The sequence below is a fragment of the uncultured Roseobacter sp. genome (assembly GCF_947493125.1).
GTDB lineage: Bacteria > Pseudomonadota > Alphaproteobacteria > Rhodobacterales > Rhodobacteraceae > Roseobacter.
This window is the reverse complement of record NZ_CANLQB010000002.1, coordinates 330,284-348,729: the sequence shown is the minus strand read 5'-3', so window position 1 is coordinate 348,729 and position 18,446 is coordinate 330,284. Positions and strand designations below refer to the sequence as shown.

The 18,446-nt window shown below is 62.2% G+C and carries 14 protein-coding genes; 11 read left to right on the top strand and 3 right to left on the bottom strand.

Translation table 11 applies throughout. The features are described 5' to 3' along the window. The first annotated feature begins 100 nt into the window (after positions 1 to 100). The 7 genes from Q1A71_RS05455 to Q1A71_RS05425 are packed head-to-tail and all read left to right on the top strand — an operon-like array spanning position 101 to position 7,608. Positions 101 to 2,392 (top strand): bifunctional salicylyl-CoA 5-hydroxylase/oxidoreductase, encoded by a 2,292-nt coding sequence (locus Q1A71_RS05455; RefSeq protein WP_299672690.1) that lies wholly within the window; start codon positions 101 to 103, stop codon positions 2,390 to 2,392. Continuing rightward, positions 2,389 to 3,108, top strand: coding sequence for an SDR family oxidoreductase (locus Q1A71_RS05450; RefSeq protein WP_299672687.1), 720 nt, complete (start codon positions 2,389 to 2,391; stop codon positions 3,106 to 3,108). The genes Q1A71_RS05455 and Q1A71_RS05450 overlap by 4 nt, the downstream gene beginning before the upstream one ends. After that, positions 3,105 to 3,584, top strand: a complete 480-nt coding sequence (locus Q1A71_RS05445; RefSeq protein ID WP_299672684.1) for a MarR family transcriptional regulator — start codon at positions 3,105 to 3,107, stop codon at positions 3,582 to 3,584. The genes Q1A71_RS05450 and Q1A71_RS05445 overlap by 4 nt, the downstream gene beginning before the upstream one ends. Then, on the top strand, positions 3,577 to 4,380 hold the full coding sequence (locus Q1A71_RS05440) for an enoyl-CoA hydratase family protein (RefSeq protein WP_299672681.1): 804 nt from the start codon (positions 3,577 to 3,579) through the stop codon (positions 4,378 to 4,380). Before Q1A71_RS05445 ends, Q1A71_RS05440 begins: the two co-directional genes overlap by 8 nt. Beyond that, the gene (locus tag Q1A71_RS05435; protein ID WP_299672678.1) at positions 4,380 to 5,543 is read left to right on the top strand and encodes an acyl-CoA dehydrogenase family protein; all 1,164 of its coding nucleotides are present in this window, start codon (positions 4,380 to 4,382) and stop codon (positions 5,541 to 5,543) included. Before Q1A71_RS05440 ends, Q1A71_RS05435 begins: the two co-directional genes overlap by 1 nt. A gap of 3 nt (positions 5,544 to 5,546) precedes the next feature. Further along, complete coding sequence (locus tag Q1A71_RS05430) at positions 5,547 to 7,166, top strand: AMP-binding protein (protein ID WP_299672675.1); 1,620 nt, start codon at positions 5,547 to 5,549, stop codon at positions 7,164 to 7,166. 43 nt (positions 7,167 to 7,209) lie between these two features. Further along, complete coding sequence (locus Q1A71_RS05425) at positions 7,210 to 7,608, top strand: RidA family protein (RefSeq protein WP_299672672.1); 399 nt, start codon at positions 7,210 to 7,212, stop codon at positions 7,606 to 7,608. Positions 7,609 to 7,776: 168 nt separating this feature from the next. Here Q1A71_RS05425 and Q1A71_RS05420 read toward each other — a convergent pair whose 3' ends face one another. Beyond that, entirely contained in the window at positions 7,777 to 8,139 is a 363-nt protein-coding gene (locus Q1A71_RS05420; protein ID WP_299672669.1) for a hypothetical protein, read from the bottom strand. A gap of 363 nt (positions 8,140 to 8,502) precedes the next feature. On the opposite strand from Q1A71_RS05420, the gene Q1A71_RS05415 reads away from it, so the two are divergent. Next, positions 8,503 to 9,399 (top strand): LysR substrate-binding domain-containing protein, encoded by an 897-nt coding sequence (locus tag Q1A71_RS05415; protein ID WP_299672666.1) that lies wholly within the window; start codon positions 8,503 to 8,505, stop codon positions 9,397 to 9,399. Positions 9,400 to 9,551: 152 nt separating this feature from the next. Here the strand turns inward: Q1A71_RS05415 and Q1A71_RS05410 are convergent, their stop codons facing one another. Then, entirely contained in the window at positions 9,552 to 11,522 is a 1,971-nt protein-coding gene (locus tag Q1A71_RS05410; RefSeq protein WP_299672663.1) for a calcium-binding protein, read from the bottom strand. Positions 11,523 to 12,302: 780 nt separating this feature from the next. On the opposite strand from Q1A71_RS05410, the gene Q1A71_RS05405 reads away from it, so the two are divergent. Continuing rightward, positions 12,303 to 14,921, top strand: a complete 2,619-nt coding sequence (locus Q1A71_RS05405; protein ID WP_299672660.1) for a CHASE3 domain-containing protein — start codon at positions 12,303 to 12,305, stop codon at positions 14,919 to 14,921. Between the two features lie 67 nt (positions 14,922 to 14,988). Further along, positions 14,989 to 15,510, top strand: coding sequence for a chemotaxis protein CheW (locus Q1A71_RS05400; protein ID WP_299672657.1), 522 nt, complete (start codon positions 14,989 to 14,991; stop codon positions 15,508 to 15,510). Positions 15,511 to 16,957: 1,447 nt separating this feature from the next. Here the strand turns inward: Q1A71_RS05400 and Q1A71_RS05395 are convergent. After that, positions 16,958 to 17,467 carry an ester cyclase gene (locus tag Q1A71_RS05395; RefSeq protein WP_299672654.1) on the bottom strand — a complete coding sequence of 170 codons (510 nt, stop codon included), beginning with the start codon at positions 17,465 to 17,467 and terminating at the stop codon, positions 16,958 to 16,960. Positions 17,468 to 17,568: 101 nt separating this feature from the next. Between Q1A71_RS05395 and Q1A71_RS05390 the strand changes: the two genes are divergently transcribed. After that, positions 17,569 to 18,123 carry a TetR/AcrR family transcriptional regulator gene (locus tag Q1A71_RS05390; protein ID WP_299672652.1) on the top strand — a complete coding sequence of 185 codons (555 nt, stop codon included), beginning with the start codon at positions 17,569 to 17,571 and terminating at the stop codon, positions 18,121 to 18,123. Positions 18,124 to 18,446 lie beyond the last annotated feature (323 nt).

The window sequence follows — 18,446 nt, the reverse complement described above, 5'->3', positions numbered from 1 at the left end:
TTTCGGCGGCATTTATTTCAAGCTTAAAATTTCAGACTTGAAATAAGCGAGATTGCCGCCTACCCTCGACGGCATTCTCTGGCCAAAAAAAGGGGCGATCATGCGTGTAGCATGTCTGGGCGGCGGACCTGCTGGTCTCTATTTCGCGATTTCGCTGAAGCTGCGCGCCCCTGAGGCCGATGTCACCGTGTTCGAGCGCAACAAGCCTGACGACACCTTCGGCTGGGGCGTCGTGCTCTCGGACGAAACGCTCGACAATCTTGAACGGAACGACCCCGCAAGCGCCGACGCCATCCGCAGTCAGTTCGCCTACTGGGACGACATCGCCGTGCACTACCGGGGCAGCAAACAGCTCTCCACCGGGCACGGCTTCTGCGGCATCGGGCGCAAGACGCTGCTGATCCTGCTGCAGGCCCGCGCCCGCGACCTCGGTGTCACCCTGGTCTTCGAGCATGAGGTGGAAAGCGTCGCGGAGTTCGCCAAGGACTACGATCTTGTCGTGGCCTCGGACGGTCTGAACTCCGTCGCACGCACGGAATTCGCCGAGCATTTCAAACCGGACATCGACACCCGCGCCTGCAAATTCGTCTGGCTTGGCACCCGGCAAAAGTTCGACGACGCCTTCACCTTCATCTTCGAGCAGACCGACAAGGGCTGGCTCTGGGCGCACGCCTATCAGTTCGATGACGACACCGCGACCTTCATCGTCGAAACCGATGAGGCGACGTGGCACGCCTATGGCTTTGGCGACATGACCCAGCAGGAGAGCATCGCCGTCTGCGAGGAGGTCTTCAAGGACTACCTCGACGGCCATCCGCTGATGACCAATGCCAACCATATCCGAGGCTCCGCCTGGATCAATTTCCCCCGCGTGCTCTGCGACCACTGGAGCCATCGGAACATCGTCCTGATGGGTGATGCCGCCGCGTCGGCGCATTTCTCCATCGGGTCAGGGACCAAGCTCGCCCTGGAAAGCGCCATAGCACTGGCCGACTATGTCACCGAGAAGGAGACGCTGGCCGAGGCCTTCGCGCTCTACGAGGAGGAGCGCCGCCTGCAGGTCCTGCGTCTGCAATCCGCCGCCCGCAACTCGCTGGAGTGGTTCGAAGACTTGGATCGCTACCTCGCCCTCGACCCGGTACAGTTCAACTATTCCCTGCTCACCCGCAGCCAGCGGATCAGCCACGAAAACCTCCGCCTGCGCGATCCCTCCTGGCTGGAAGGCGCCGAACGCTGGTTCCAGACGACCGCGGGTGCACCGGAAACCCCCGTGCGGGCGCCCATGTTCGCGCCGTTCAAGCTGCGTGACATGGCCTTGGACAACCGCGTCGTCGTCTCACCGATGGCGCAATACAAGGCGGTCGACGGTTGCCCGACCGACTGGCACTTCGTGCATTATGCCGAACGCGCCAAGGGCGGGACCGGGCTGGTCTATACCGAGATGACCTGCGTCTCCGCCGACGGACGGATCACGCCCGGCTGCCCCGGCCTCTACGATCCCGCGCATGAAGCGGCCTGGCGCCGCCTGACAACCTTTGTGCATGAGGAGACCCCCGCCAAGATCTGCTGCCAGATCGGCCATTCGGGGCGCAAGGGCTCCACCAACCTCGGCTGGGAGGGCATGGACACACCGCTTGCCTCGGGCAACTGGGATCTGATCTCGGCGTCCGCCATCCCATGGTCTCCAGACAACGCCACACCCCGTGCCATGACACGCGACGACATGGACGCGGTCCGGCAAGACTTCATCTCTGCCACCGAAATGGCCCTGCGCGCCGGGTTCGACATGATCGAACTGCACGCAGCCCACGGCTATCTGCTGTCGTCATTCATCTCACCGCTGTCGAACCAGCGGGAGGATGATTACGGCGGCAGCCTGCAGAATCGCCTGCGCTATCCGCTCGAGGTCTTCGCCGCCATGCGCGCCGTCTGGCCCGCCGCCAAACCGATGTCGGTGCGCATCTCCGCGCACGACTGGGCAGGCGAGGCCGGGGTCACACCCGAAGAGGCGGTGAAGATCGCCAAGGCCTTCGCCGACGCAGGCGCCGATATCATAGACGTCTCCGCGGGGCAGACCTCCACCGAGGCACAGCCCGTCTATGGCCGCATGTTCCAGACCCCGTTCTCCGACCGGATCCGCAACGAGGCCGGCATCGCAACCATGGCCGTGGGCAATATCTACGAGCCTGATCACGTAAATTCGATCCTGATGGCCGGGCGGGCGGATCTGGTCTGCCTCGCCCGGCCGCACCTGAGCGATCCCTATTGGACCCTGCGCGCAGGGGCCGAGATCGGCGACCGGTCACTGGCCTGGCCGCGGCCCTATGAAGCCGGGCGCGACCAGCTCTGGCGGCTGGCCGACCGCGCCGGAGAGATGGAGCGCGCGGTATGAGGCGGGTTCTGGTCACAGGCGGCGGATCGGGCATCGGGCGCGGCATCGCCCGCGCCTTCGCCGATGCAGGCGACAATGTCACCATCGCCGGACGCCGAGAGGACGCGCTGCACGAAACCGATGCGGGCCGCGGCATGACCTGCACGGTGGCCGATGTGACCGACGAGGCCGCGGTGGAGGCGCTCTTTGATCGTCCCTTCGACGTGGTCATCGCCAATGCAGGCACCGGGAAAGCCCGCCCTCTGACGGAGGTGAGCCTCGCAGAGTGGAACGCCACCCTGGCGATCAACCTCACCGGCACCTTCCTCACGTTCCGCGCGGCGTTGCGCGACATGCCCCCGGGCGGGCGGCTGATCGCCATCGCCTCGACACAGGCGCTGAAAGGCGGCGCCCGCATCGCCGCCTATGCGGCCTCGAAACACGGCGTGCTCGGCCTTGTCCGCTCCATCGCCCATGAGGTCGCCCGCAAGGAGATCACCTGCAACGCGATTTGCCCCGGCTTTGTCGACACGCCGCTCGCCGATGCAGCGGTGAAAAGCGTGATGGAAAGCCGCAGGCTGGATGACGCCGCCGCACGGCAGATCGTGGCATCGACCAACCCCGTCAACCGGCTGATCCGCACCGACGAAGTCGCCTCCGCCGCCCTCTATCTTGCCTCGCCCGGCGCGGCGATGGTCAATGGTCACGCGCTGTCCGTCTCGGGAGGCGAAGTATGACACCCCGCCCGCAACCCTCCGGCGATCCGGCCTCCAAGGGGCATCTGCGCCTCTGGCTGCGCCTGCTGAAGATCAACCGGCTGATCGAGGCCGAGTTGCGCGAGCGCCTGCGGCTGACCTTCGGCACCACCTTGCCGCGGTTCGACGTGATGTCAGCGCTCTATCGCAACCCTGCCGGCATGAAGATGAGCGAGCTGTCGCGCCTGCTCATGGTCTCGAACGGCAATGTCACAGGCATCGTTGATCGGCTGACCGAAGACGGGCTGATGCTGCGCGAGGCCGTTCCGGGGGACCGACGCGCCGCGCGCGTGCGGCTCACCCGCCGCGGCATTGCGGAATTCGAGCGTCAGGCCGCGGCCCATGAAAGCTGGGTGAGCGAGCTTCTCGGCGGCCTCGATCCGGAGCAGACCCAACGCATCACCGATGATCTGGGCAGCGCACTCACTCTGAAGACGGCGGAGGCGGAGAATGGCTAGCAGCACACCACAACACTTCCTCTGCGAGATCGAGGGCCGTATCGCCACCATCGCGCTCGACCGGCCGGACCGAAAGAACCCGCTGACCTTCGACAGCTATGCTGAACTGCGCGACTGGTTCCGCGCTCTCGCCTACTCTGACGACATCGACGTGGTGATCTTCGCATCAAACGGCGGCAATTTCAGCTCGGGCGGCGATGTCCACGATATCATCGGCCCCCTGACACAGATGAGCATGAAAGAGCTGCTGACCTTCACCCGCATGACCGGCGATCTGGTCAAGGCGATGGTGAACTGCGGCAAGCCGGTCATCGCCGCCATCGACGGGATCTGCGTTGGCGCCGGTGCCATCATCGCCATGGCCTCCGATCTGCGGATCGCCACGCCCGAGGCCAAGACCGCCTTCCTCTTCACCCGCGTCGGCCTCGCCGGCTGCGACATGGGTGCCTGCGCGATCCTGCCCCGGATCATCGGACAGGGCCGCGCGGCCGAGCTGCTCTACACCGGACGCTCCATGAGCGCCGACGAAGGGCTGGCCTGGGGTTTCTTCAATCAGCTGGTCCCCTCCGACGCCCTCACCACCGAAGCCCACACGCGGGCCGAGCGCATCGCAGCCGGCCCCAACTTCGCACACATGATGACCAAGACGATGCTCGCGCAGGAATGGTCCATGTCCATCGAACAGGCCATCGAGGCCGAAGCGCAGGCGCAGGCGATCTGCATGCAGACCGGCGATTTCGAACGCGCCTACAAAGCGTTTGTCGCCAAAGACAAACCGGTGTTCGAGGGGAACTGATGCCAGACAAGAGCTTCCTCGACTGGCCCTTCTTCGACGCCCGCCACCGGGCGCTGGCCAACGATCTCGACACCTGGGCCAAAAGCGCCCTGGGCGAGATCGACCACACGGACAATGACGCCGCCTGCCGACAACTCGTCGCCGCACTGGGCGACGCAGGCTGGCTCGAACACGCAACGGTCGATCCCGCAGGCTCCGCGCCGCTCGACGTGCGCTGCCTCTGCCTCATCCGCGAAACCCTCGCCCGCCACGACGGGCTGGCGGATTTCGCCTTTGCGATGCAGGGGCTTGGCACCGGCGCGATCTCGCTCTTTGGACGCGACGCACAAAGGGCCGAATGGCTGCCGAGGGTCCGCGACGGCAGCGCCATCGCCGGGTTTGCGCTGACCGAACCTCAGTCCGGGTCGGACGTGGCCAATGCGACGATGGCCGCCACCCGCGATGGCGACAGCTATGTCCTCAGCGGCGAAAAGACGTGGATCTCAAACGGCGGCATCGCGGACGTCTACACCGTCTTCGCCCGCACCGGCGAAGAGCCCGGTGCCCGCGGCCTCTCCGCCTTCATCGTGCCCGCCAACAGCCTCGGCCTCACCGTCGTCGAACGACTGGAGGTGATCGCGCCGCATCCGCTTGCCACACTGCGCTTTGATGATGTGCGCGTGCCCGAAACCGCCCGGATCGGGGACAGTGGCGCAGGCTTCAAGATCGCGATGTCCGTCCTTGATGTCTTCCGCTCGTCGGTCGCCGCCGCCGCCCTCGGCTTTGCACGCCGCGCCCTCGACGAGGCGCTCACACGTGTCGGCACCCGCCACGTGCAGGGCGCGCCGCTCTTCGATCTGCAGATGGTGCAGGGCCATATCGCCGACATGGCGCTCGACATCGACGCCAGCGCGCTGCTGGTCTATCGCGCCGCCTGGGCCAAGGATCAGGGGGCTGCGCGCGTCACCCGCGAAGCCGCCATGGCCAAGCTCTTCTCCACCGAACAGGCGCAACAGGTCATCGACCGCGCCGTCCAGTTGCACGGTGGCGACGGCGTCCGCAAAGGCCAGAAAGTCGAAGAACTCTACCGTGATATCAGAGCCTTACGCATCTACGAAGGCGCCTCGGACGTACAGCGGGTGATCATCGCGCGGCAGGCCATGTCGGAGCATCTGGGAGGTTAGATCATGCTGGGGCACAGCGGACATATCGACAGCTTTGCGCGCGACAACCTGCCACCCGCCAGCCAGCAGCCGGCGTTCCTGCTCGACGGCTTCGACTACCCCGAACATCTGAACGCGGCGGTCGAGCTGACCGACGCCATCGTGGCCAAGGGCATGGGCGACAACACCGCCCTGATCGGCAATGGCCGTCGGCGCACCTACAAGGAGCTCAGCGACTGGACCAACCGCCTCGCCCACGCGTTGGTGGACGATCTCAAGATCAAGCCGGGCAACCGCGTCCTGATCCGCTCCGCGAACAACCCGGCCATGGTCGCTTGCTGGCTGGCGGCAACCAAAGTCGGCGCCGTGGTCGTCAACACCATGCCGATGCTGCGCGCGGGCGAACTCTCCAAGATCGTCGACAAGGCTGAGATCACCCACGCGCTCTGCGACACCCGGCTGATGGACGAACTGGTCGCCTGCGCCAAGACCTCCCGCTTTCTGACCTCGGTGGTCGGCTTTGACGGCACGTCCAACCACGATGCGGAACTCGACCGCCTGGCCCTGGAAAAGCCCGTGCAATTCAAAGCGGCGGACACCGGTCGCGACGATGTGGCGCTGCTCGGCTTCACCTCGGGCACCACGGGCGATCCGAAAGCCACCATGCATTTCCACCGCGACCTCCTCATTATCGCCGACGGCTACGCGCGCGAGGTTCTGGGCGTCACGCCTGACGACATCTTCATCGGCTCACCGCCGCTGGCCTTCACCTTCGGGCTGGGGGGTTTGGCGATCTTTCCCCTGCGGTTCGGCGCCGCCGCCACCCTTCTGGAGACGGCCTCGCCGCCCAATATGGTTGAGATCATCGAGAAATATCGCGCGACCGTCTGCTTTACCGCGCCCACCGCCTATCGCGCCATGTTGCGCGCGATGGACGACGGGGCGGATCTCTCCAGCCTCCGCGCCGCCGTATCCGCGGGAGAAACCCTGCCCAGCCCCGTCTATGACGACTGGATCGCGAAAACCGGCAAGCCCATGCTCGACGGCATCGGCGCGACCGAAATGCTGCACATTTTCATCTCCAACCGGTTCGACGATCACAAAACGGCCTGCACGGGCAAGCCCGTCACGGGCTACCAGGTGCGCCTCATCGACGAGACCGGCCGGGACGTGCCCATCGGCACTCCGGGCCGCCTCGCCGTCAAGGGCCCCACCGGGTGCCGCTATCTCGCGGATGATCGGCAATCGAACTACGTACAAGATGGCTGGAACGTCACGGGCGATACTTTCGTGATGGATGACGACGGCTACCTGCATTTCGCCGCGCGCAATGACGACATGATTGTTTCTGCAGGCTACAACATCGCCGGGCCGGAGGTCGAAGCCGCGCTGTTGGCGCATGACGCCGTTCTGGAGTGCGGCGTCATCGGTGTGCCCGATGAAGACCGCGGCCATATCGTGGAGGCCCATGTGGTCCTTGCCGAGGGCGTCGCCCCCTCCCCCGACACGATCCAGATGCTGCAAGAGCACGTCAAAACGACCATCGCGCCCTATAAATACCCGCGTTCCATCCGCTTCATAGCCGAGCTTCCAAAGACGCAAACCGGCAAGATTCAGCGCTTCCGATTGCGGGAAAGCGGCTAGGCGGCAATCTCATACATTCGATTATTCAAAAGATAGGACCTCCGTGGCACATCGCATCATAAACCCGCCGGATTGGGCCCCCGCCAAGGGATACGCCAATGGCGTTCTCACCGAAGACGGTTTGCTCTTCACCGGCGGGCAAATCGGCTGGACGGACCGGCAAGAGTTCGAGGCGCATGAGTTCGTGGGGCAAATGGCCCAGGCGCTCAAGAACATCCGGACGATTGTCGAGACCGCCGGGGGCACGGTTGCCGATATCACCCGAATGACATGGTATATCACTGATAAAAAAGAATATTTATCGCGTCAAAGAGAAGTCGGCGCGGCCTATCGCGAGATTTTCGGGCGGCACTTCCCGGCCATGGCCGTGGTCGTCGTCTCTGGTCTGATCGAGGACGAGGCGCTCGTGGAGATCGAGGCGACAGCGGTTATCCGGCGCTGAACGACTGAAACGGGCCACCGGCGCCCGGGCCGCGCGGGTGAGACGGTCCGACAGCCACAGGCACCCCCAGTCATATATTCCATATTTTAAAATATAATGACCGCATTTAGCAATACCAGACGCGCCGCGTGGGCCGTGATCCGACCGCAAAGAGCAAGGCCATTTCCCTCAGCTCTGGCAGATAGTCCGGATGATCTTTTCCTGCTGAAGCGGGGCCAAGGCGCGCCCTGAGAGGTGGCGCGTCTGGCCAGCGGTCGATCCATTTGGAAGATCTTCGGCGACAACCGCAGTAAAACCGATTCCCTTTATGGTGATATCGGCAGCGGTCAGCGTGCTCGATGGTTTGAGTGCGGTGCGCCAAACCGCGTCCGCCAAAGCCCGAAAATCCTGATGCTCCCGCGGCTCCGCTAGAACCGATCCCTCCGCAATATTCTGGAACGCGATGCTCTCGCCGAGAGGCGCCATCATGCCCGGCACATCCTGTCGATTGTCCGCGTCAATATGCGCGCAGATCTGGTGTGAAATCTGCATCTCGTTACAGGCCCAGCGATACGATCAGAGTGTCGGTCCTATGCAAGCGGCACCCCGTCATCTGAACCAATGATGCCCAAAAACAGTCCGAGGGGACGTTGGTTTGCAATCAAGCAGGCCAATGTCTTTCCGCATATGATCAGACATCCTGAGCGAGTCGAGATGTCTGGAGAATATCTGGTCTCGCCCCTTCGTTTTTTGGCCTGTATGGCTGAAAAAACTTATCTTTTTCATGAGATTATGATATAGTTTCATCTGTTAACCCTCGATCTTGGTGCGATCTGATTCACCTCCGAACTATGCGGGAATGAGTCGCCGGATCCCAACAAAAGCCAGGATCTTAGACATAAGTGAGTTTTATCGATGTCGCGTTCTCCCCTCCCTCCGCTCGCTGCTGTTCGGGTGTTTGAAGCAGCCGCGCGGTATGGCAATTTCACTGCAGCCGCGTCCGAGCTTGGGATGACGCAGGCAGCGGTCAGCTATCAGATCAAAGTGCTGGAAGATCGCGTCGGCGCATCCCTCTTCCACCGCCAACCCCGCGGTGTCCGCGTCACCGAGGTCGGCGCCCGGTTTTCGGATCGAATGACCGCATCGCTGGACATGATCGCGGATGCCTATGCCGAGGCGAAAGGCACAACGCAGGGCATGCTGTCGGTCAGCGTCATTCCGACGTTCGCCACGAATTTTCTGGCCCGCAGGCTCGGCGGCTTTCAACTGGCCAATCCCGAAATCGCGGTGCGGATCGAGGTGAGCGAGACCCTCGTCGATTTCAAGGCCAGCGGATTCGATATCGCCATTCGCGGCGGCAAAGGAGGTTGGCCGGGTCTGACCTGCCATCGCATCATGAAAACCGCCTTCACCCCGATGCTCAGCCCGGCGCTGGCGAAGTCGATTGGCGGCGTTTCGAAGCCGGAAGATCTGTGCAAGCTGCCGATCCTGGCGCATTCCGATCCATGGTGGCAGCTTTGGTTCGAAACCGCCGGAATGGATAAGGCCGATCTGCCTGAAGGCACCGCCCGCAACTTCGGCCCGCAGGTGATCGAAGCGAATGCGGCGATGGCGGGTCACGGGGTCGCGATGCTGACCCCCGATTTCTTCCGGGATGAGATTGACCTCGGTCTTCTGGTGCAACCGTTCGACCTGACCTGCGATGATGGCAGCGCCTATTGGCTGACCTATCCCGAAAGTCGGCGGAATTCTCCGAAGATCCGGACCTTCCGCAAATGGCTGGATGGTGAAATGGCGCGCTTCAACGCCTGATCCTCCACCCATCGAAAGAATAAGCGCCGCGCGGGGATCGCGCGGCGCTCTTTGGTTGGAGTGCGGGGGCGTCGCTTTCCAACCGATCCCCAGATCACGCGGGCTGATGTAACCAAAGGCAGAAGGACATCGGGCCAGCGCGAGAGGGATTTCTAGAAGTCGAAGGTGTCCGACATGCCCAACGCCACGTTTTCCCAGGGCAGCGGACCCCCACCGCCGAATTCGAGGATCGAGCCATCGTCGACCTTGGCCGCAAAGGCCTCGGCATCCACATTCCGAAACCGTGCAATCCACTGGAGTCCGTGTTCGGCAGTGTCAGCAGCAAGGAAAGTGTCAGGCCCAGACCCAACAACCGTCAGCAGATCAGACAGTTGAAATTTCTGGCTGAGATCTTGCTGCGCGAAGAACCCGTCTTCGAAATCCAGCCGATCCGCGGCCAGATCAAAATCCCAGATATCGGCATATCCGTCACCGTCACCGGCCTTCCACATAAAGGTATCCGCGCCGAGACCGCCATGGATCACGTTATACCCGCCGCCACCGGAGAGCACATCGTCGCCCTGGCCTCCGTTCAACTCGTCGTCATCCGCGCCGCCGGTCAGAGTGTCATCACCGTATCCGCCGTTCAGCGTGTCTTCGCCTTCGCGGCCGAGAAGCTTGTCGTTTCCACCCTCTCCTTCGGCGAGATCATTGCCCATGCCTCCGTCGATATAGTCGTTCCCGGTCTGACCTCTGATCTCGTCATGATGGTTGCCGCCAAAAATCGTGTCATGACCGCTGCCGCCATCAACCGTATCGTTGCCGCTACCCGCATCTATGGTGTCGTTGCCGGCGCCACCGTCGATCTCGTCGTTGCCGCTGGCGCCGTCGATGTCGTCATGTCCGTCGCCACCTTCGATGGTGTCCCAGCCCGAGCCGCCGTCGATCTCGTCGTGGCCCTCACGACCGTAAATCAGGTCATGCGCGCTGCCGCCTTCCACAGTGTCATTGCCCTCGCCGCCATCCAGCGTGTCGTTTCCCATCCCGCCAAGGACCAGGTCCGCACCGTCACCGCCCGAGACATAGTCGTTCTCACTATAGCCGTTCAGGGTGTCATTGCCGTCATTCCCGTAAATCGTGTCATCGCCTTCAATGCCGTGAATATCGTCATTGCCGCCGCCGCCCATGAGCAGGTTGCCGCCATCGTCTCCCACAACCGTCGCGTTGCGGCCGCCGGTCACGATCACATTCTGGATGCCGGAGAGGGAGTCATGACCAAGCGCCCCGCTGCTCGCACCCAGGAACAGCTGCACGATGATGTCGCCGTCCGCCTCCGTGGTATCGTAGATTGCGGTGTTGATGCCGGAGCCGCCGTCGAGCGTGTCGTCGCCGAAACCACCTTCCATCCAGTCGTTCCCGCTGTTGCCGCGCAGAAGGTCATCCCCCTCGCCGCCGTCCATGTCATCGTTGCCGCTGCCGCCGTACATGCGGTCATCGCCATGCCCGCCTTCCATGGTGTCGTTGTTGGCGCCGCCGGACATGGTGTCGTTGTCACCCTCGCCCCGCATCAGATCGTTGCCAGCGTTCCCCACCAGGGAATCATGGCCAACAGAACCGTGGATCGTGTCGTCGCCGTCGCCGCCGCGGGCGGTGTCATCGCCCCACCCGCCCTGTAGTCTGTCGTCGCCGCCACGCCCTTCGATCACATCATTGCCATCGGACCCGTCGATTCTGTTCGCGACATCGTTCCCGAGCAGTGTATCATCACCCAGACCGCCAGTGAGCTTCTCGATGGAGTAATACCGCTCTTGTGCCGAGTAGTTGATCACTATCGGCTGGCCGGTCGCCTTGTTGTAGCTTGCCAAGCTCAGCCCGTGAATCTCTCCGATCCCGCTGGCCAGATCGGCGCTGACGTCATGGGTGGTCCAGCTGTAGTCCATCCGATCGACACCAGACCCGCCATGATAGTGGTAAGTGCTGCCAAAACGGCTGTTCTCGGCCGGATCGAAGCTGTAGACGAATTCGTCGTCGTCGCCGTGACCGTAAAACCAGCCGTTCGGCGGACCTTCGAACCAGTTTGGCAGGTTGTGAATATAGATCCAGTCTCTGAAATCAGAGCCGTGAAAAGGCATTGGGGTAGGCACGAAGTCTCTCCTTAACGCGTTACCGCTTAAATCACTTCTTCAAAAAAGATCGGCGCACGACGGCATGACCTTTGCTGTCCGATGACCTACTCACAGATCCGTGATTGCGGAACCCGCAGCGCTGCAAGCAGGTCATGCACGGCTGCAAGATGCGGGCAAAAAACCCCCAGTAAACGATGAAATTCAAATGGGTGCGACCCAACCCGGGCACCTGCGCAGCGCAGCCTGTCGTGCGGCAAATCCCGACCGCCCATCCCGCAGGCGTCTGCGGGCGCGGACGCATCGGCCCCGCCGGAAAGACCATTCGTGATGTGGAAAACCCCCATCGTCCAGCCATTCGCGCCCCCGACACGCCTTGGCGCCCTGAGGCCCGAGTCCATAGGGCGCGCAGCCGATGCTCTGCATCCACGGCAACTCCCCTGCTGTCATGCGGCGCCCGTGCTCCGGGCCATCAGCGCGCCTCATCACAAGGCACCACGTCCAAGCTGCCGCGTCGCCGCATGTCCCGATCCACAGCGGCTCCTGCTTGGAATGTCGTCGATCTGGTGCAGCACATCAGGAGAAACGGTCCGCCATCCGCGACCAGAATTTGACGCAATCGCTCGGCTGCAGCTCTCCCGCAGGGGCGCACCCACCGGTCGGTCGTGACCATCCGCGAGCGGGCCAATGCGTCGGCGAATTGGCCTTCGAAGGCATGCACAGCGGCGTCCCCGTAAAAAATTACGATTTCGAAAGCTTTTGCACGCATCGATACACGTCACGTCCAAAGGAACTGAGTCGATGTCGCAGATCACCACCCCACAATCGGCGCGCGGCCGGTTTTCCCTCTCCAACATCAACACCAAGTCCAAGGTGCTGCTGACCGCCGCGATCCCCCTTGCTCTGATGCTCATCATTGGCGCGGTTGCGCTGATCAATCTGAACCGGATGGACCGGACCCAGGGCTGGGTGGATCACACGCAGAATGTGCTGCAATCGACGACGGAAATCGTCATGTCTGCGTTGAATATGGAAACCGGCCTGCGCGGCTATCTGCTGGCGGGACAGGAGCAGTTTCTCGATCCCTACTACGGCGGACGTGACGACGCCTTTGCGAGTCTTGCGGAGCTGCGCCAGACGGTCAGCGACAACTCGCCCCAGGTTGCGCGGCTGCAAGACGCCGAAGACATCCTGCGGGACTGGCAGACCCTGGTGGCGGAGCCCAACATCGAATTGCGCCGGGCCATTGGCGATGCGCCCACGATGAACGACATGTCGGCTGAGGTGCGCAAAGGCGAAGGCAAGGTCTATTTCGACCGGTTTCGCGGCCTGATCGCCACGTTCATCGCGCGCGAGGAAACCCTCCTGGCCGAACGGCAGGAGACGTTTTCGCGCCTGCTCGCCAGCGGCAGCGCGTCCGAAGCGGCGACCCGCGATGCCCTGAACTGGGTGCAACACACCAATAAGGTGATCATACAGGCGAAAGACATTCTCGCCGCGGCGGTCGATATGGAAACCGGCATGCGCGGCTTCCTGATCGCCGGCGACGACGTCTTCCTGGACCCCTTCAACGCGGGTGTCGACTCCTTCAACCTGCTGGTTGCGGACTTGTCCCAAACGGTAAGCGACAACCCCGCGCAGGTGGAACTCCTCGGCGAGGTACAGCAGACCGTCGACACCTGGGTGACCGATGTGGTCACGCCGATGGTCGAACTGCGTCGCCAGATCGGCGATTCCGAAACCATGGACAACATGGCCGACATCGTCGGCGAGGCCCGCGGCAAGCAGTATTTCGACGGGTTTCGCGCGCTGATGGAGGAATTCTACGCGATCGAACAGGATCTGATGGAAACGCGCCGAGCCGAAAACAGGCAGACCCGCGCGATGACCGTCACCTCGATCGGCGTCGCCTTGGTTATCGCGCTGCTGATCGGCTCTGCCTTCGCCTGGCTCGTCGGTGGAAATATTGGCAATGCGATCAACATGCTGACCGAAACCATGCGGCGGCTTGCCGACGGCAACAACGATGTCGAGGTCTCCGGCCAGGGTCGCGGCGACGAGGTCGGCCAGATGGCCCGTGCAACGGAGGTGTTCAAGCAGAACGCGATCAAGGTCGCCGCGCTCAACGAAGAGCAGGAGAAAGCCAGCAAGGAGATGGCCGAGATGGCCGCCGAGCGCGAAGAGGCCGCCAAGCGTGAGGTCGAGCTTGCGAAACAGAAAGAGGAAGAAGACCGCAAAGCCTCGGCCGAACGGGAGCAGATGATCGCCGATGTCGGCCGATCTTTCGGCAAGGTGTTCGAGGCCGCCGTCCAGGGCGAGTTCACCGAACGTGTCGAGGCCAGGTTTGCCGACAACATGTTCAATGAGCTGGCCGAGAACATCAACCAGCTCCTCGACATCGTCGATGGGGGTTTGTCGAGCACCGGCGAGGTCATGGAACGTATCGCGCAGGGCGATCTGACCCGACGCATGGAGGGTGATTTCCGCGGCGCGTTCGCCGACCTGCAGGGCAATGTCAACAGCATGGTCGATGCGCTCAAAGTATTGGTCGAGGAGATTTCCGGCAGCGGAATGACGCTGGCCTCCTCCTCGTCCGAGTTGCACGACACCGCTGGCGCACTCTCCAGCCAGGCCGAACAGAATGCCGCCTCGCTGGAGGAAACCTCCGCCGCATTGGAGGAATTGTCGGCCAGCATCAAGCAGGTGAGCAACAACGTCTCCGACGCGAGTGACAATGCAAAATCCGCACGGGAGACGGCTCAGTCCAGCGGCAAGATCGCTGCTGATGCTGCCGACTCGATGAGCCGGATTTCGGAGGCGTCGAAAGAGATTGCGCAGGTGGTCAGCGTGATCAACGACATTGCGTTCCAGATCAACCTGCTGGCTCTGAACGCGGGCGTCGAGGCCGCGCGCGCTGGCGAAGCGGGTCGTGGGTTCTCCGTTGTCGCCTCCGAAGTGCGCCAGCTCGCCCAGCGGGCCAGCGAGGCCGCCAAGGAGATCGATGCCGTCATTACACGGAGCGATGACGCGGTTTCGGAGGGCGTCACAAAGGTCTCCGATGCCCAATCGTCGCTTGCCAGCATTGCAGACAGCGTGGTGAGCATTTCATCCGGCGTCGATGAGATTGCCTCGGCGATTTCGGAGCAGGTGTCGGGTATCAGCGAGATCACCACTGCGGTCTCGCAGATCGACCAGAACACCCAGAAACAAGCGGCGTCCTTCGAAGAGGTCACGGCTGCGAGCAGTCTGCTGGCCAGCGAAGCAGACAGTCTGCGCCAATCCACCGCTCGGTTCCAAACCGGTGTGGAGAGCGCGGTTGTTCCGATGCCGAGGCCAGCCTCCAAGCCTGCCGCAGAGGCGCCACAAAAGATGGCTGCAGCAGGTGGAGCCGGGTCGAGCGACGGATGGGAAGAATTCTAGAGGCAAGTTCTGAGCCGGCCCAGGCCCGCCTGCGCACACGAAAACGAAAGTTCCAAGGAGGTCAGCGATGACACAGACTGCCGAGATGAGCACATCCGACGCGCCCAAGACCAAACCCCTCGATCAAACAGAATTTCTGACGTTTCAGGCAGGTGGTCAGGATTATGCCGTGGACATCGGGCTGATTCAGGAAATCCGCGGCTGGATGGAGCCGGCACCGCTGCCGGACACACCCAAACATGTGTTGGGTGCCATCAACCTGCGGGGCGAGGTCTTGCCGCTGCTCGATCTCGCCGTGCGCCTTGGCCTTGCCGCACCTGAGGTGAACGAGCGGAGTGTTATCATTGTTGTCGAAAATGACGGGACGCCCTTCGGACTTCTGGTTGACGGTGTCTCGGACATCATTGCCCCGACCGAGGATCAGATGCAAAGCCCACCGGAGACCGGGAGTGGCGGCGATCCGACGTCGGTTCAGGCCCTGATACTTTTGGATGATCGGATGGTTCGCATACTTGACTTGCAGTTCTGCAGTGTCACACGCCAGCCATCCTCTGATGCGGCCATGGAAGCCGTTGATGCGGCTGAGTGACGTTGGCAAAGTCGAGGGAAGGCGGATGAGATCGGAGCGGCCCCGCCAAATATCCTCTTGACCCAGTCCGATCTACAAGAAGCGTTTATCAAGTAGACGAGGCCATAGTCAGTTTTCCGGCCGCCGGGTGAGGAGCCAGCCTTGAAGCGACTGAGGGAACAGCTCAATGAAATCGAGTGCCGATCTGTGACACAGGCTCCCCGATGATGATTGCGGAGGCGGCGTAACGGCACCACAGCCCCGACACGTGACGTGCTGCAAGCGCGTAGAGAAAGAACGTCCTATTCCCAATTTGATCGCGAGACAGCCTCATGGCCGTGCAGCGGGCCACAGGTATCCGGGCTTTGCACAGCTGCCCTTGCCTCGGTTGCGCGAGGGGTCTTGGCGTGGCGTTGGGTTTGTCGGCAAAACGCGAGCCTGTCCCGCGTCTCGACCGGCGAAATCAATCATGGCAAAGGGCGGTCCTTTCATCTCGAACCTTACTACTCATTAGAACGACTGCTCCGGCGATTTCGCTGCGCCGCCGACGCGACGTCGTTCTGCCTGCCACCGTTTTCTGCGTAAGCACGCGCCGCCTTCGCACACCCCCAGTTCTCCCGCACCGCCGACACCTCTTGCCGTCACCATCAGAGGGCGACATGCGCACAAAGCGCAGGATCACCGCTGTTGCACAACCGACCGGACCGCGGCCTCACAGCATCATCCGCTCCGGTCAGAAATCTACGTCTTTTCAGACCCGCCAATGTCCACAGCGCGCGCAAAGAATTGGTCTACGCATGTTGCTCTCCCTCTCAACTTGGAAAAGCGGGTACAGCCTGTGCCAACGTAACGGCTGACATCCCCCTTCTGCCCGTTGAGGTGGACAACATAAGAGCCATCCACCCCATATGCCAACATCCGATAGTGACCGCACTCACCAAGCTCTGGTGGTTGCCATTTCATGATCGCCCGAATGCGTTGCAGTTCTTCGCGGCGCCAGCTATCTTTGCACCGATCCATATAAGCCAATGGCGTCTCGGTATTGCCGAGCATCGGTGTTTCTCCCGCCAAGGTCTGAAACCGATCGCATTGGTATCACAGCTGAGTTCATTCACAACATTCACAAGCGGCCATGCGTATGGGCCGCAGCATTGGTCCACAGGGGGACCTCCTCTACACTTTTCATCATCACGCACGGACGGCCGCTTTGGGGCCCGTCACGCCTGAAACCCAGCACACGCCGCACCGGATGCGCAACGTCACGCACTTCTGACGCCATGCAGCAGACTCTCCGAACCCCAGCAGGATACCGCGTCAGACAGTGTGGACCGGATCGTCAAGCATTTCAGGCCCTGACAGGCCATTCATGCGCGCCCTGCGCCTTGGCCCGGCCAAACGAACGAAGCGGGCGCGGGATAGCTGGGCACCAGCCTCCGCTGTGCTATGGATCGCGCACAAGGAACTCCTTCTAGTCCCTTGGACCCGCGCCAATCGCCGTCATGACAGCAAGCAAATCGGTGAAGTAGCGCATCTCCACAACTTTGCCGTTGGCCAGCGTGAAGAGGGTCACATCCGGCACATCAACCGCCTGACCAGACGGTGGTGCGCCCAAAAAGGGCCCGTCCTGCGTGCCGGTCAGACGCGCGCGGACAACAACACTGTCGCCCTCCGCCATCACGTCCTCGACTGACACTGCCAGTTCAGGGAAGCCGTCGAACAGGCCGGCATTGAACGCAATTGCCTCCTCTATGCCCTCGACGGCTGGCTGAGAGTGGAAAAAGGACCGGACCTCGGGTGCCATTGTCCCTCTCCAGATGTCGCGCCAGCCGTCGCGCGCGCCCCAGCCGTCTTCAAACAGCCGCAAGACAGTTTCCACGTTTTGTGTTTCCACGGGGGTGCGGTCCTGCGCATTGGCATCAGATGCGGCGGTTGCCATCGCAAGCACAGCCGCCGCAGCGGTGACTACAGATCGATCCATATTTCCCTCCATACAGTATGTATGGTGAGTGTCTTGACGATTTCACCGCCGCAGTCAATACACACTGTATGGAAACGTCAGAACCAGAAAACAGTCGCCGGGTGACGACACCCGACGCAGACCGGTTGGACCCGAAGGCTTGGATCGATGCGGCCTATACCCGGTTTCGGGAAGGTGGCGTAAACGCTGTTCGGGTCGATCCGCTCGCCAAGGGCCTCGGCATCACACGTGGCAGCTTCTACTGGCACTTCAAAGACAGGGCGGCTCTGCTGCATGCCGTCTTGATAAGGTGGCGGGAAGAAGAAACCGAGCGCACAATCGCGGACAATGAGGCTTCTGGCGGGGATGCCAGCACGCGGCTCCTGCGGCTCTTGCACACCTGCAATGCCGATGATGGGCGTTTGGAAGTTGGGATGCGGGATTGGGCCTTGCAGGACGAAGAGGCGCAAAAGGAAGTTCGGCTGATCGACACCCGCCGGGTTCAATACATGACTGCACTTGCCGAGGAAGCCGGCGTGCCGTCTGATGTGGCGAAAGCGCGTTGTCGGGTAGCTTATCTCGCCTGGCTCGGGTCATATCAGGAAGCCACCGTCACCTCCCGCGAAGAGCTAGGCACCGACATGGACACCCTTTGGCAGATGGTAATGGCCAAGTGAGTGACCGGACATTCGCATCAAAACAGAAGTTCGGTCGGCGGCGCTCACAGCCCGATTTCGCCGCCTTCCGCGCCACGGTCAGCTGTGCCCTCAGTACAATTCCGGGTCCGTTCATGTCGTGAAGGTGAAGGTCGCCTCACATTCCACGCAAGTTCTGTAGAACGTCTCAAACCTTTAACCCGGTGCAGCCGGGTTTCTGAGACCTATGCAGGGTCCGCGTCAGGCTTTGACCGCCCAATCGTCAAACCTTTCTGACCCAGACCAGCCACTCATGGCATCTGGTCTCCATGCGTCGCTTGAGGGACCAAGTGAGCTGTCGCTGC